We start from the raw sequence: 14,895 nt of genomic DNA, 5'->3' as shown, positions 1-14,895 counted from the left end.
AGTTTTGCAAAAAGCAGCCTTGTGAAAGAATGAGCCAAAATCCATTTAGGATTTTAGCTAAGTGGAGGGGGGATTACATCATTCCACCCATACCTCCCATTCCACCCATACCGCTCATATCTGGCATTGCTGGTTTGTCTTCTTTGATTTCATGAACAGTTGCTTCTGTTGTAAGAAGTAAGCTTGAAACAGAAACAGCATTTTGCAATGCAATTCTTGCAACTTTCAATGGGTCAATGATTCCTGCCTCAAACATATCTACATATTTTCCACTAGAAGCATCAAATCCATTATTTACATTAGAATCTTGCTCTACATTATTTACCACTACGCCATCATCAAATCCAGCATTAGTAGCGATTTGTTTGATTGGAGCAGAAATTGCACGCTTAATGATTTCATAACCGATTTTCTCATCACCTTCCAAACTTAAATTCACTTTTGCTGCTGCACGGATAAGGGCTGCACCACCACCGATGATAATGCCTTCTTCTACCGCTGCTTTTGTCGCTGAAAGTGCATCATCTACTCTATCTTTTTTCTCTTTCATTTCTACTTCGCTTGCTGCACCTACTTTAATAACAGCAACCCCACCACTAAGTTTTGCTAATCTTTCTTGGAGTTTCTCTCTATCATAATCACTTGTAGTAGATTCAATTTGTGTTTTAATCTGTGCGATTCTAGCATTCACTCCATCTTTGCTTCCTGCACCATCTACAATTGTTGTATTATCTTTGTCAATTACGATTCTAGCAGCTTGCCCCAAATCTTCAATGCTTGCATTTTCCAAAGTCTTACCAAGCTCTTCACTGATTACTTCTCCGCCTGTTAAAGTCGCAATGTCTTTTAGCATTTCTTTTCTTCTATCACCAAATCCCGGTGCTTTGACTGCTGCTACATTTAAAACACCTCTTAGTTTATTCACAACCAAAGTCGTCAAAGCTTCTCCCTCAATATCTTCAGCAATAATCAATAGAGGCTTTCCGCTTTTCATTGTGGATTCTAAAAGTGGTAAAATATCTTTCATTGAAGTGATTTTTTTATCTGTTAATAGAATATAAGGGTGCTCTAATTCAGCTTCCATTTTATCGCTATTAGTCACAAAATATGGGCTTAGATAACCTCTATCAAATTGCATACCTTCAACGACGCTCAATTCATCATTGATACCCTTTGCTTCTTCAACAGTAATAACACCATCTTTGCCTACTTTTTCCATAGCTTCAGCGATTAATTCACCTACTTTAGCATCAGAATTTGCAGAAATTGTTGCAACTTGTGCAATTTCTTTTTTGCCAGCAACAGGCTTAGAGATTTTTTTCAATTCTTCTGTAATTGCTTCTGCTGCTTTATCCATACCTCTTTTTACTTCAATTGGATTTGCACCAGCAGTAATATTTCTCAAACCTTCTTTAAAAATACTATAAGCCAAAACAGTCGCTGTTGTAGTTCCATCACCTGCTGCATCTGCAGTTTTGCTTGCAACTTCTTTTACAAGTTGTGCTCCCATATTTGCAATAGGATCTGCAAGCTCAATTTCTTTTGCCACAGACACACCATCTTTTGTAATACTTGGGGCACCAAAGCTTTTTTGAATCAAAACATTTCTTCCTCTAGGTCCCATTGTTACTTTTACTGCATCACTTAATTGTTTTACACCTTCAAATAATCTATTTCTTGCACTATCTGAAAAATTAATTTCTTTACTTGCCATTTTATACTCCTTTATTTTATCTTATATTAAGCAATTACGCCCAAAACATCTTCTAATTTCAAAATCAAATACTCTGTTCCTTCAAGCTTTACTTCTGTTCCAGAATATTTACCAAACACAACTTTATCATTAACTTTTACATCTTTTACTTCACTTCCAATAGCTTTTACTACACCCATTAAAGGCTTTTCTTTTGCATTATCAGGGATAATAATACCAGAAGCGGTTTTTGTATCTTCTTCAAGTCTTTCTACAAGAACTCTCTCTCCAAGTGGTTTGAAATTCATAGGATTACCTCCATATTTAAAAATTAATTTAAAACGACGAAATTATAATCACTTTTTCAATGCTTGTCAATATCTTTAGTAAAAAAACTCATTAATTCTTAGTCAATAAGACTAAATATTAATTAGTTTTAAATGCTTAAGATTTATAATATCTATTCTCTTGCATTTTATTCTTTGTACCCTCAAATTTCACTCATTAACAATGATAATTTCTTTTAAGATTTCAATAAACAAAACAAAGTTATAATCATAAAATTTTGATTTGTTTGGAGATAAACCATGTATGCAACAAGAGTTACAAATCTTTCAGAATCTATCACTATTGCTATTAGCACACTAGCAAGAGAGCTAAAAGCACAAGGCAAAGATATTCTTTCATTTTCGGCTGGAGAACCTGATTTTGATACCCCACAAATCATCAAAGATGAAGCTATCAAAGCCCTCCAAAATGGTTTTACAAAATACACAGCAGTTGCTGGGATTCCAGAATTGTTACAAGCTATCAGCGATAAATTGCTAAGAGAAAATCATCTCAACTATACACCACAAGAAATCGTTGTCAATAGCGGCGCTAAACACTCTTTGTTTAATATTTTTCAAGCCCTTATTGACAAGGATGATGAAGTAATTATCCCTAGCCCTTATTGGGTAACCTACCCAGAGCTTGTAACTTACAGCGGTGGAAAAAATGTCTTTATAGAAACTACACAAGAAAACAACTTCAAAATCACGCCCAAACAACTCAAAGCAGCAATCACACCCAAAACCAAAATGCTTGTCCTTACCACCCCTTCCAATCCCACTGGAATGGTATATTCTAAAAGCGAATTAGAATCCATAGCCGAGATTCTAAAAAATACTAACATTTGGGTAATTAGTGATGAAATTTATGAAAAACTTGTGTATGATGGCGATTTCACTTCTTGTGGTAGCATTAGTCAAGATATGCTAGAACGCACAATCACAATTAATGGTTTAAGCAAGGCTGTAGCAATGACAGGTTGGCGTATGGGATATCTAGCCACCAAAGACAAAAAACTCCGCCAACTTATCATTAATCTCCAAAGTCAGTGCATTTCCAATATCAACTCTATCACACAAAAAGCCTCTATCCCCGCACTTGATGGCAGAGCAGAAACAGAGATTCTAAAAATGCAAAAAGCCTTCAAAGAAAGAAGAGATATAGCCTGCAAACTTTTTAATGAAATTGAAGGTTTAAATGTTAGCATTCCAGATGGTGCTTTCTATCTTTTTGTGAATTGCTCCACTATCAATCCAGATTCTATGGCTTTTTCCAAAGCATTACTAGAAAAAGAAGGAGTGGCAGTTGTACCGGGAATTGGCTTTGGTATGGATGGATATTTTAGATTCTCATTTGCCACAGATTTGCAAAGCATCAAAGCAGGTATTCAAAGAATTTCTAATTTCTGCAAAACCAATAAACCCAAGCAAGATTAAAGAAGGCAGTTGTCTTGCTTGTGGCAAAAACACTCAAAATACCTCAAATAGAGCATATTTTCTTTTAAAATAATCAACAAAATTTACAATATACACTCTCAAAAACTTCAAAGTCTTTTGAGATATCCTACATAATCAAGCCAACATTAATAAAGCTTTGTTTTTGCAACAACTCTTATCAGCTTTTATGCGGTTTTCAAAACTATCACTGCGATAATAACCACAAAAATTCCAATCCAGCCGATAGGTTTTAACTTTTGCCCAAAAAAATACCAACCCCCCAAAGTTGTCCCAAGTATCCCAACACTTCCCCAAAGCGTATAGGCAATTGCCAAACGCATTCCATTTTCCACGCTCAAAGCCAGCAAATAAAATGCCAACCAAACAAGTCCGATAGAAAACAACGCCCATTTTAAATTTCTAAAACCATTAGACTTATTTAACGCTAAATTTGCCACAATATCCAAAAATGCCGCTAAAACAACATAGACAAAGTAAATATTAAACATTTCTTTCCTCCTTAGCATTTTGGCTAGAGTGCTCTTCTCCCAAATTTACAAGTATAATCCCCAGCAATGCCAATCCAAGCCCAATATATTCTTGCAAATTTAAATGATTTTCAAAAATAAACACCGAAATAATGGTAATTAGCGACAATCCCAAAATCTCCCAAATTGCATACGCCGTCCCCACACTAATACGCAAAATTGCCAAAGACATAAAATAATAAGAAACACCAAGCATAAGAAACATTACACTATAAATTAATATCTTATTCTCTCCGCCTGCATAATTCATGACAGATACACCAAAAACTTCACAAAAAATCGCCAACAATAAAAATACCCTTGCTTTTAACATAATAATATCCTTTAAACAAAATGTTTTATGATGATTGATACTTACGAATCTATTCTACTAGTAGTTACAGCTAAAGAGGACAAGGAGGATCAATTGTTTGGCAAATTTTCCAAAATATTTTATAAACTTTCATACAAGGCATTATAGCATAAAGATTACATAAAACAAAATAATGCTAAAATATAAAACTTGACTTTAATAAAGGTGAATTTGTGAAAATAACACTACCTAATTATACTATCTCATTTGGAAAATTGCCAAAAATCCAATGCGACAAAAAAATCCTTATTGTTACTAATCCCAAAATTGCAGGATTGCACCTACAAACACTTCTAAAAAATATCCATGCCAAAGAAGTCTATTGTATTTGCATACAAGATGGAGAATCTTATAAAAATTTTCAAAGTATAGAGTTAATTTTGGAAGCTGCCTTTAACCATCGTTTAGATAGAAATTCACTCATGATTGCTTTTGGTGGCGGAGTAATTGGGGATATGGTTGGATTTGCAGCTGGTATTTTTATGCGAGGCATTGATTTCATTCAAATCCCAACAACGCTCTTAGCTCAAGTAGATTCTAGTGTTGGAGGCAAAACAGGCATTAATAATCACTTTGGCAAAAATCTCATTGGATTATTCCATCAGCCAAAAGCTGTTTATATTGACACAGATTTTTTACAAACACTTCCTTCAAGAGAATTTCACGCTGGAATTGCTGAAATCATTAAAATGGCTGTTTGCTTTGATAAAAATTTATTGAAAGAACTGCAAAATGCCAACACTCTTGATTATGATACACTACTTCAAATCATCTATCAAGCAGTATCTATTAAAGCAAAAGTGGTTGCAGAAGATGAAAAAGAAAAAGGGATTCGAGCGGCACTTAATTATGGGCATACTTTTGGGCATATTATCGAAAGAGAAAGTGGCTATGGATATTATTTGCACGGAGAAGCTGTCAGTATAGGGATAGTGATGGCAAACACCTTAGCACTCAAATTAAAACTCATCACCAAACAAGAATTTGACTTGATTTTGGAGATTTTACATAAATTCAAACTCCCAACAACTTATACAATCCAAAATACAGAATCCTTTTACCAAGCATTTTTCTTGGACAAAAAAAGCCAAAATGATAAAATTACATTTATCTTACCAAATGGAATTGGAAATTTTATTTTCAAAAATGATATTCCAAAATCTACTTTAATGGAAGTTTTAGAGGAATTTAGACAATGAGATTTGTCCATCTTTTGCTATTTTTCATTCTATTTCAAAATATTTTATTAGCAGATATTACATCAGAAATCAAGCAAATCAAACAGCTTGAATCCCAGATTCAAAATATCAATAACTTTCTTAATAATCCCAACAATCTTTGGATTAAAAAGTATTCTAACTACAAATCTTACCAGCAAATTAGCTTTAATATCTCAAAAGCTCAAGAAGAGATTCAAAAATTGCAAAATCTACCAAAAACTATTGAAAACCAAACGCAACTCAATAATCTACAACGCAACCTCATTGTGCTACAAAATCAAATCAATTTATTAGGAAACTACAAAGATACACCCTTTATAGAGCTTATAGAGCCCAAAAAACTAGAAGAAGCCCCTAATGTTACCAATGCACTTTTAATCATCAATGCTCTATCCTACCTCAAAAAAAACAATGAAGAACTCAAGATTCTCCAACGCAATTATGAAAATCTCCAAAACAACCTCGACAAACTCCAACAAAAAGAAAAACTCTTACAAGAACTTCTCAACCTCTATCAAAATTCCAATAATAAAAATAAATTATCACAAATTTGCAATACAGATTATTGCCTCTTTAGTAGCACAGAAGCGATTTCTCAAGAACTCAAAAACAATTCTGAAATGCTAAGAGTATTAGAAAATACAAAAAATATTTTTACCACCACACTTGAAATTTTCTCCAAAGAAGTCGAAGAAATTAATACTCGCCTAACTACACAAATTAAAGCACAAATTATCAAAAGCGTTTATATTGTTGTTGCTATTTTAATCCTTTTAGGGGTTGCTTTTTTTATCAAACTTGGGGTAAGAAAGTATATCCACGACAATGAAAGAATCTACACAACCAATAAAATCATCAATTTCTTAAATATCACACTCATTATTCTTATTTTATTATTTGCCTATTTAGATAATGTTAGCTATCTAGTTACCGTGCTTGGTTTTGCCTCTGCTGGTTTGGCAATTGCTATGAAAGATTTATTTATGTCAATTCTAGGCTGGATTGTAATCGTTGTTGGCGGCGCTGTGCATGCTGGAGATAGAATCAAAGTCATCAAAGAAGGTGCTGTATATGTGGGTGATGTGCTAGATATTTCTATCTTGCGAATTACCCTCTATGAAGATATTACGCTTACTACCTACACAGAAAATCGCCGAGCTGGAAGGGTGATATTTATCCCCAATAATTTTGTCTTTACCACTATGTTTTCAAACTACACACATGGGGGTATTAAAACCGTTTGGGATGGTATTGACTTCACTATCACTTTTGATTCTGACCATTCAAGAGCTTGCCATATTGCTAGAGAATGTGCCAAAAAATATGCCAAAGGCTATACTGAATCTACAAGAAAACAATTCAACAAACTAAGAGACCGCTATACTCTTAAAAATACCAATGTTGAACCGCGTGTTTTTAGCCTTTTGGAGCAAAATGGGATTCGTATTTCTGTATGGTATCTCACAAACGCCTATGCGACTTTAGCACTTAGAAGCACTATTAGTGCCGAAATTATCGATTTAATCCTCAAAGAGCCAAATATCAAAATTGCTTATCCAAGCACCACTGTTTATGAAGGAAGCAAACTTCCAAACACAATGCCAAAAACTGATGGCTCAATTCCAATAACTTAGAGATTCCAAATGATGCAAAATAAACCTAGAGTATTTTTTAAAACTTTTGGCTGTAGAACTAATCTATTTGATACGCAAGTTATGATTAATTCTCTAATAGATTTTATTCAAACGCCCTATGAAGAAGATTCTGATATTATTGTAATTAATTCTTGCACCGTTACTAATGGTGCAGATAGCGGGGTTAGAAATTATGTTAATCGCCTCCAAAATGAAGGAAAAAAAATCTTTTTTACAGGCTGTGGAGTAAAAACTCAAGGGAAAGATTTATTGCAAAAAGGACTAATTTTTGGAGCTTTTGGACATTCCTACAAAGAAGATATTAACAAGATTCTCAAACAATCACAAAGCTTTTATTTAGAAGGGGATTTAGAAAGCCTAGATAAAAATATTATCACCGATTTTATTGGCAAAAGTCGTGCTTTCATCAAGATTCAAGAAGGCTGTGATTTTGCTTGCTCATATTGCATTATCCCAAGTGTTAGAGGCAAAGCAAGAAGTTTCCCCAAAGAAAAAATCATCAATCAAATCAAAAAACTCACACAAAATGGCTTTAGCGAGTTTATTTTAACAGGCACAAATATGGGAAGCTGGGGAAAAGATTTGGGAGAAAATATCACCAAACTCTTAGAATCTATTTGCGCTATTCCACAAGTAAAACGCTTGCGATTAGGCAGCCTAGAACCATCGCAAATCACTCAAGATTTTTTAGATTTTTTAGACAACCCAAAAATCGAAAAACATTTACATATCGCCTTGCAACATACATCACCCTTTATGCTAAAGCTTATGAATCGCCAAAATACTTTTGAGAAAGACTTAGAGCTTTTTCATACAATCGCACAAAAGGGATTTGCGCTAGGAAGCGATTTCATCGTAGGACATCCACAAGAAAACCAAAAAATCTGGGAAGAGGCTTTTAAAAACTTTGAAATGTTGCCACTTACTCATTTGCATAGTTTTATTTATAGCCCTCGCTCTAACACCCTTTCTGCCACCCTCAAAGAAACTATCCCCGGTAATATAGCAAGGGAACGCAAAAAAAACATAGAAGAAAAAATAGCACAAAATAATTTTACTTTTAGACAAAACCTAGCTCACACCAAAACTCCCCTCAACATTCTCATAGAGGATTGCAAATTTGAAAATAACACTTATACTAGCCTAGGCTTTGATGAATATTACAACAAAATTCAAATAAGCTCAAAAAATCCGATACAAAAAGATTCTTGGATTGAAATTAATAATTTTATCCCAAAAATGGACAAAAACTATGCAGAAATCTAAAACCCTTTATTTTGGAATCTTCGCCTTATTGCTTTGTGCGATTGTTTTTAGCGTTTTAATCTTTAAAGATTCTGCCACACTCATCAGCACTACTCATTTAGAAAAAATCACACAAAACTCTCTCCCAAACAATGCAAAAATCAAAGGAGAATACCTCTATTTTGACATCAATGGACAATCCTATAAAATCGCCAAAGACGCCATAGACTTGAAACAATTCGCCCAAAAAATACCTTTGGAAATCAAACAAGAGAGTGGATTTATAACCGACCTTATAATCAATATTTTTGCAATCTTTTTGGTTGTTATGTTATTGTTTTTGTTTTTAGTGCTTTTTAATCGAACAAAACTTCAACAATCCCTCACACAAGAAACCAAAAAAACACCAAATTACCAACAACAAGCCAAAATGATTGCTAATGAAGCTTTTATGCTGCACAATATAAAACCCATTCATTCTAACTTAACTTTTGATGATGTTGCTGGAATTGATGAAGCCAAAGAAGAATTAAAAGAAATCGTTGATTACCTAAAATTCCCAAAAAAATATCAAGATTTTGGAATCAAACTCCCTAGAGGAGTGCTTTTAGTCGGTCCTCCCGGTGTTGGAAAAACCCTTATTGCCAAAGCTCTTGCAGGGGAAGCTAAGGTTCCCTTTTTTTATCAAAGTGGAGCAAGTTTTGTGCAAATTTATGCGGGTATGGGAGCAAAAAGAGTGCATGATTTATTTACCAAAGCCAAACTCAATGTCCCTGCAATTATTTTTATTGATGAAATTGATGCTGTGGGGAAAGCACGAGGTGGAATGCGAAATGATGAGAGAGAAACTACACTCAATCAGCTTCTAACAGAAATGGACGGCTTTGAAGATAGTAATGGAATCATCGTTATTGGTGCCACAAATAATATTGAATCAATGGATAAAGCCCTTCTTAGAAGTGGGAGGTTTGATAGAAGAATCTTCGTTGAATTGCCAAACCTGCAAGAAAGAATCAAAATCTTAAAAGTACATACAAAAAACAAAAAGTGCGATTTTGATTATGAAGAAGTAGCTAGGCTTTGTATAGGTTTTAGTGGTGCAGCAATTGCTTCTTTGATTAATGAAGCAGCCCTTTGTGCAATCAAGCGAGATTCTAAAATCATTCAAAAAGAAGATATTTTAAATGTGCGTGATAAAGTGATGATTGGGATTAGAAAAAAACTAAGCTTTAGCGAAAAAGAAAAAGAGATTTTGGCTTATTATCAAGCCGCAAAAGCATTTAGTGCTTATTGGTTTGAAGTCCCTTTTGAAAAAATTACTTTAATGAGTGATGGCTTAAAGCAATTAGACAAAGAATTTCTCAGCAAGAATGAATTAGAAAATCAAATCAAAATTTATCTTTCTGGAATTGCTGCATTAGAGCTTCTTTATTCAGAGCATTATTCACATTCCAAAAACGATTTAAACGAAGCCAAAAATCTTGCATACAAAATGGTAGAAACTTATGGAATGGGAGAATTTTTATTGGGCAGGGAAGAAGATATTGTCAAAATATTAGAAACTTGCAAAAACGAACGATTTAATTTCTTCAAAAACTATCGCAACCATTTAGAAAAAATCCAAAAACAACTTTTAATCAATGAGAGATTAGAATACAATGAAATAGGTAGTTTAATCCATGGGGAATTTTAAAGTTTTTGGAGAATGTGAAATCCCTTCATTTATCCCAAAGTCCCTTTTATGTAATTTTAGCGTTGTAGGTATGCAACAAGATTCCAAATACGCCATTAATTACACACTCTCTTCACTCAAACAGCACAAAAGAATCCAAAGATTAATTTTAATCTTCCCACACTCTTTGCCAACATCTTGCCTTGCTGAAATACAAAAATTCCATTGCAAAATCTATTTTTTCTTGCAAAAAGATTCCAAATCTTTTTGTAATTGCAAATCACTAAGTCAATTTGGCTTAGTGATTGCATTGTGATTAGTAAGCCTTTCTACCACATTGCCACTCTATTTCTTTTGCACCTAATATGCCTTGCGCTTGTGGAATCGCATCAATTTTTACAAACATTCCAACTTTAAGTGCTGTAAATTTCTCATGAGTATCCCAAGCACCAAAAACACCACAATCATCGCCTTTTAATTCTGTATAAGGAAACACTTGAATCTCAACATTTCCGCTAGGTCCTGCTATTGTAATTGTTTTTTTAGCATCATTCACACTTACAATTTGCCCATTAATATCCATATCTGCTAGAGCTGGAACACTCAATAAACCTGCCATTATGACACCCATTAGACTTTTTCTTAATTTCATTTTTTATCCTTTGTATTGAATTGCAAACAAAATTCTAATGTATCTTTGTGTATTTTTTGTCAAGATTCTAACAAGTTTTATCACTTTAAACTTCCATACGCTAATAATTACCATCCAAAATCCCAAAAAATATATGCTAGAATTCCAAAAATACTATATAAGAGGTTCTTTTGAAAAAAAATATTATCCAACCAAACACCTTAATGTTAGCCCCTCTTGCAGGATATAGCGATTTGCCCTTTAGGGAGGTTGTCAAAAAATTTGGTGCTGATATTACTGTTAGCGAGATGATAAGTGTTCATGCCCTCGCTTTTAAAAACAAAAAAACTATCAAAATGATAGAAAAATCACCGCTTGAGAATCCTTTCGCACTCCAAATTGCAGGAAATGATTTTGGAATCATCCAAAAAGCTGTAGAATTCCTCAATGAATTCAAAAATGAAATCCAAATCCTAGATTTAAACTGCGGCTGCCCTGCCCCAAAAGTCTCTAGCCATGGGAGTGGCAGTTCTTTATTGAAAGATTTAAACAAACTTGTAAAGATTCTGCAGCTTTTAAGAGAAACAAGCATATTCCCTTATTTAAGCGTCAAAGTTCGTTTAGGTTTTGACAAAAAAATTCCATTAGAAATTGCAAATGCTCTTAATGATTCCCCTATTGATTATGTAGTTGTGCATGGACGGACAAAAAGCGATGGATACAAAAAGGATAAGATTGATTATGATTCTATTAGACTTATCAAACAAAATATCCAACACCCTCTAATTGCTAATGGAGAAATTACCTCCCCACAAATTGCCAAAAAAGTGCAAGAATTAACAGGGGCTGAAGGTGTTATGATAGGTAGAGCAGCCATTGAAAAACCTTGGATTTTTACTCAAATTAAAAACAATTTAGAAGAATCCATTGAGCTAAGAAAACAAGTTGCGTTAGAACATTTTGATAGAACTATTAGCTTTAGGGGGGATTATGGTGCTATTATGTTTAGGAAAAACCTCCACGCTTATTCTAAGGGATTAAAAGGGGCGAGTGATTTTAGAAACAAAGTCAATGCCATAACCAATCCTGCACTTATGCGAGAAGAGATTTTTAACTTCTTTACGCATAGCAGTTTTGAAACCTAACATTTAAAAGAATCTAATTGCTGATTTAAATTATTTGCTTTTTGTGAAATTTCATTAGTAATTTCATTGATAGAATCAACACTTTTGCTGTTTTCTTGTGTGAGATTCTCGACTTTGCCAACTTGTTCTAATATCTCATTAACCGCCGAGAAAAGCTCATTCATTTTTTGTAAAATCTCCAAAGAATCCTGCACAGAGATTTCTAACATTTTCACATTATTTTCAAGAATCTTAGTGCTCTCCATAGAAGAATCCGAAACTTTTGTAATATTTTGCACATTATCATTCATCGCGCTATTAGAATCATTGATTGATTGTATCATCATATTGACGACTGCATTAATTTCACCCAAACTTTTTTGTGTCCTCTCTGCAAGTTTCCTCACCTCATCAGCCACCACAGCAAACCCCCTTCCAGCTTCCCCTGCCCTAGCAGCTTCAATATTTGCATTCAACGCCAAAAGGCTTGTTTGATCTGCAATTTCTGAAATAATCGTCAAAACACCCTTAATTTTATCTGTTTCTTGCGCACTCACAGAAAGTTTATCGGCTATTTCATGCTCAACACTCACATTTTCTTGGACATCATTTGCTACTTTAATAAGCAATTCTTTGGTTTGCAAAAGCTCCTTAGTGGTTACTTGAATATTTTTTGTGCTTTTTTGAACAAGCTCCATTGATTCATTTAATAACAATTCGATATTTTTCCCTAATTTTGTGCTTTCTTCAATCACTTCAGCAGATTTTCCAACCCTTTCATTAATCTCTTTAGAAGCGATAAATAAACGATTTGCTTGTACAATATTTTGATGGCTTAAATCTTTGGCATTTAACACCATATTTGCAATCTTTTGAATAAAATCATTGATATAAGAATTAGCCTTAGAAATTTCATTTCTATTTCTTGTTGGCAATCTTTTTGTCAAATCTCCATCACCTTGGGATAAGTCATAAGCAATATTAGATAAACGAGAAATAGGATTAAAAACCCAGCGATTAATCAACAACAAAAGCAACGCTAATGCTATCACACCCACAACCGCCATCCAAATAACGATTTTTGCTTTGATTGTGTTAGCATTTTTTATCAAACTTTGGCTAGAAATTTGCATTTCAGCAACACCCAAAACATCTCCTAATTGAGAAGTTGCATGACACATCAAACAATTCTCTTCTGCAATGATAGGTTTTGCCATCAAATAGCCTCTATCTTTTTCATTATTATAAACACGAATATCCTCTTGCTTGGATTCAAAGACTTTTAAAATCTCATCTTTTTGGGTAAAAGTTTTATTAAGCCCCATAAGCTCTATCACTTCTTTTGAAGGAAAAACCTCCATATTGACAATCCCCGGAACTTTCTTAGCTCCTTCAATAAAACCACCAATTACCAAAGGATCACCCGTATTCATTGCCACTTTTAACCCTTCAAAAAGCATTGCATTAAGCTTATTTAACTCCCCAGTAGAGCTACTTTTTGCAATATCATCAAAGCCTTTTTCCAAATTAAAATACACCAACCCCAAAAGCATTGCTAAGAAAACTACAATTATGGCAATAATTCTTGAGCGTATAGTCCTAAACATTTTCCCCTCTCCTCATCTTCACATTCCATTTTTAAGTTATCAATCATACATTACCAAAAATTACAAACATCTTATTTATATTTTAATTATTTATAGTTTGCAATCCTCACTTACCCACCATTATATTTACCCTCTATGCAATGGTATCTTTACTTCAAACTCTACTCCCTCTTTATGATTTGCAAAAGTAATGTCGCCTCTCATTTTCTCTAAAATCATTTTGACCATAGATAGCCCAATTCCATTTCCATTTTCCTTAGTTGTGAAATAAGTTTCAAAAATCCTATTGGCGACTTCTGCACAAATTCCTCCTCCATTATCCCCTACCTTTATGATACACATTCCTTGTTTATTTTGACAAGTAATCTTGATATTTCCCTCTTTGATTTCTCCTTTTTGGATTCTAGCTTTGATAGCCTCAAGAGCATTATCAATCAACACAATAATAATTTGCCAAAATTCATTTTTGCTAGCAAAAATCTGCATTTTTTCATCTTTAGATGACAGCTCAATAGAGATTCTTTTATCCACAAGTCGATAAAACAATTCCAAAATATTTTTAATCTCTTGATACACATAAACTTCTTCTTTTGCTTTTGAAGGATTATAAAATTCTCTAAATTCCTCAATAGTTTTAGACATAAATTGAATCTGCCCCAACATTATATTGATATATTTTTCAATATTTTCTGCATTGATTTCATCAAATTTATTCATTTCTTTGAAATTTTGACAAAGCAGATACAAAGCATTCAAAGGTTGCTTCCACTGATGGGCGATATTTCCCAACATTTTCCCCATTTCCTCCATTTTGCTCTTTTGTGCCAGCATAGCCCGCTTATCATTCAACTCTTTCTCAAGATTTACAATATCTGAAATATCCACAAAAGTAAAACACAAATCCACTTTTTGCATATAATAAAAAAGCGAAATACTCACAATAACCGACAAACTTTGATTGTTTTTCCCTATCAATTGCATTTTAAAACTTTGACGCTTTTTGCTTTCTCTGGCCTTGTAGATTCCCTCTAAAATACTTTCTTTATTCTTTTTATCGCTAAACAACTCTATGAAATCCAATCCCACAATCTCTTTGCCAAAAATCTCCAACGCACCTGAATTGCTTTTAATAACCTTAAAATCCTCATCGCGAATAATTACAATGGGATTCAAACTACTCTCAAATAGATAGTTAGAAAAATAATCACTAAACATTCTTTGTGCGATTTCATATTCAACTTGTTTTGCTAATTCCTGATTGAAACCTTGAATCCTTTCTTGATTATCAACCATCAATTCTTCATCTTGTATCTTTTTATTTCTTTGCATTGGACAACCTCCTTATCATCACAAAACATTAATCACAAAAACAATATCAAAAA

General features: G+C 33.6%; 14 protein-coding genes. 7 read left to right on the top strand and 7 right to left on the bottom strand.

The features are described 5' to 3' along the window. Positions 1-73: 73 nt before the first annotated feature. Positions 74-1,714 (bottom strand): chaperonin GroEL, encoded by a 1,641-nt coding sequence (gene groL / locus JJQ98_RS04160; protein WP_005023211.1) that lies wholly within the window; start codon positions 1,712-1,714, stop codon positions 74-76. Positions 1,715-1,740: 26 nt separating this feature from the next. Then, entirely contained in the window at positions 1,741-2,001 is a 261-nt protein-coding gene (gene groES, locus JJQ98_RS04155; protein ID WP_005023213.1) for a co-chaperone GroES, read from the bottom strand. Between the two features lie 279 nt (positions 2,002-2,280). On the opposite strand from groES, the gene JJQ98_RS04150 reads away from it, so the two are divergent. Next, complete coding sequence (locus tag JJQ98_RS04150; protein WP_060663357.1) at positions 2,281-3,459, top strand: pyridoxal phosphate-dependent aminotransferase; 1,179 nt, start codon at positions 2,281-2,283, stop codon at positions 3,457-3,459. 185 nt (positions 3,460-3,644) lie between these two features. Here JJQ98_RS04150 and JJQ98_RS04145 read toward each other — a convergent pair whose 3' ends face one another. After that, positions 3,645-3,959 carry an SMR family transporter gene (locus JJQ98_RS04145; protein ID WP_345719230.1) on the bottom strand — a complete coding sequence of 105 codons (315 nt, stop codon included), beginning with the start codon at positions 3,957-3,959 and terminating at the stop codon, positions 3,645-3,647. 1 nt (position 3,960) lies between these two features. Next, positions 3,961-4,320, bottom strand: coding sequence for a DMT family transporter (locus JJQ98_RS04140; RefSeq protein ID WP_151104805.1), 360 nt, complete (start codon positions 4,318-4,320; stop codon positions 3,961-3,963). A gap of 212 nt (positions 4,321-4,532) precedes the next feature. Here JJQ98_RS04140 and aroB point away from each other — a divergent pair, with 212 nt between their 5' ends. Genes aroB through JJQ98_RS04115 form a run of 5 tightly spaced genes read left to right on the top strand, consistent with a single transcriptional unit; the run spans position 4,533 to position 10,467 of the window. Beyond that, positions 4,533-5,558 (top strand): 3-dehydroquinate synthase, encoded by a 1,026-nt coding sequence (gene aroB / locus JJQ98_RS04135; RefSeq protein WP_065826883.1) that lies wholly within the window; start codon positions 4,533-4,535, stop codon positions 5,556-5,558. Further along, entirely contained in the window at positions 5,555-7,213 is a 1,659-nt protein-coding gene (locus JJQ98_RS04130; protein ID WP_151104806.1) for a mechanosensitive ion channel domain-containing protein, read from the top strand. The genes aroB and JJQ98_RS04130 overlap by 4 nt, the downstream gene beginning before the upstream one ends. A 12-nt stretch (positions 7,214-7,225) precedes the next feature. After that, positions 7,226-8,500, top strand: a complete 1,275-nt coding sequence (gene mtaB / locus JJQ98_RS04125; protein ID WP_210670782.1) for a tRNA (N(6)-L-threonylcarbamoyladenosine(37)-C(2))-methylthiotransferase MtaB — start codon at positions 7,226-7,228, stop codon at positions 8,498-8,500. Next, entirely contained in the window at positions 8,487-10,172 is a 1,686-nt protein-coding gene (locus JJQ98_RS04120) for an AAA family ATPase (protein WP_151104808.1), read from the top strand. The genes mtaB and JJQ98_RS04120 overlap by 14 nt, the downstream gene beginning before the upstream one ends. After that, complete coding sequence (locus tag JJQ98_RS04115) at positions 10,159-10,467, top strand: hypothetical protein (RefSeq protein WP_151104809.1); 309 nt, start codon at positions 10,159-10,161, stop codon at positions 10,465-10,467. The genes JJQ98_RS04120 and JJQ98_RS04115 overlap by 14 nt, the downstream gene beginning before the upstream one ends. Here the strand turns inward: JJQ98_RS04115 and JJQ98_RS04110 are convergent, their stop codons facing one another. Further along, positions 10,468-10,803, bottom strand: a complete 336-nt coding sequence (locus JJQ98_RS04110) for a DUF5666 domain-containing protein (protein WP_005023236.1) — start codon at positions 10,801-10,803, stop codon at positions 10,468-10,470. A gap of 203 nt (positions 10,804-11,006) precedes the next feature. Between JJQ98_RS04110 and JJQ98_RS04105 the strand changes: the two genes are divergently transcribed. Beyond that, complete coding sequence (locus JJQ98_RS04105) at positions 11,007-11,927, top strand: tRNA dihydrouridine synthase (RefSeq protein WP_230845618.1); 921 nt, start codon at positions 11,007-11,009, stop codon at positions 11,925-11,927. Here the strand turns inward: JJQ98_RS04105 and JJQ98_RS04100 are convergent. Together JJQ98_RS04100 and JJQ98_RS04095 are read right to left on the bottom strand one after the other, a co-directional pair. Continuing rightward, positions 11,924-13,513, bottom strand: coding sequence for a methyl-accepting chemotaxis protein (locus tag JJQ98_RS04100; RefSeq protein WP_151104810.1), 1,590 nt, complete (start codon positions 13,511-13,513; stop codon positions 11,924-11,926). The genes JJQ98_RS04105 and JJQ98_RS04100 overlap by 4 nt on opposite strands. 126 nt (positions 13,514-13,639) lie before the next feature. After that, positions 13,640-14,842 carry an ATP-binding protein gene (locus JJQ98_RS04095; protein ID WP_151104811.1) on the bottom strand — a complete coding sequence of 401 codons (1,203 nt, stop codon included), beginning with the start codon at positions 14,840-14,842 and terminating at the stop codon, positions 13,640-13,642. Positions 14,843-14,895 lie beyond the last annotated feature (53 nt).

This window comes from Helicobacter pullorum NCTC 12824, from assembly GCF_017979475.1.
Lineage (GTDB): Bacteria > Campylobacterota > Campylobacteria > Campylobacterales > Helicobacteraceae > Helicobacter_D > Helicobacter_D pullorum.
The sequence above is the reverse complement of the archived record's forward strand: the minus strand, read 5'-3'. Positions and strand labels throughout refer to the sequence as shown.

Coding starts and splice junctions, on each gene's coding strand:
- groL (WP_005023211.1), bottom strand. CDS start 1,714: ATGGCAAGTAAAGAAATTAATTTTTCAGATAGTGCAAGAAATAGATTA.
- groES (WP_005023213.1), bottom strand. CDS start 2,001: ATGAATTTCAAACCACTTGGAGAGAGAGTTCTTGTAGAAAGACTTGAA.
- JJQ98_RS04150 (WP_060663357.1), top strand. CDS start 2,281: ATGTATGCAACAAGAGTTACAAATCTTTCAGAATCTATCACTATTGCT.
- JJQ98_RS04140 (WP_151104805.1), bottom strand. CDS start 4,320: ATGTTAAAAGCAAGGGTATTTTTATTGTTGGCGATTTTTTGTGAAGTT.
- JJQ98_RS04130 (WP_151104806.1), top strand. CDS start 5,555: ATGAGATTTGTCCATCTTTTGCTATTTTTCATTCTATTTCAAAATATT.
- mtaB (WP_210670782.1), top strand. CDS start 7,226: ATGCAAAATAAACCTAGAGTATTTTTTAAAACTTTTGGCTGTAGAACT.
- JJQ98_RS04120 (WP_151104808.1), top strand. CDS start 8,487: ATGCAGAAATCTAAAACCCTTTATTTTGGAATCTTCGCCTTATTGCTT.
- JJQ98_RS04115 (WP_151104809.1), top strand. CDS start 10,159: ATGGGGAATTTTAAAGTTTTTGGAGAATGTGAAATCCCTTCATTTATC.
- JJQ98_RS04110 (WP_005023236.1), bottom strand. CDS start 10,803: ATGAAATTAAGAAAAAGTCTAATGGGTGTCATAATGGCAGGTTTATTG.
- JJQ98_RS04105 (WP_230845618.1), top strand. CDS start 11,007: ATGTTAGCCCCTCTTGCAGGATATAGCGATTTGCCCTTTAGGGAGGTT.
- JJQ98_RS04100 (WP_151104810.1), bottom strand. CDS start 13,513: ATGTTTAGGACTATACGCTCAAGAATTATTGCCATAATTGTAGTTTTC.
- JJQ98_RS04095 (WP_151104811.1), bottom strand. CDS start 14,842: ATGCAAAGAAATAAAAAGATACAAGATGAAGAATTGATGGTTGATAAT.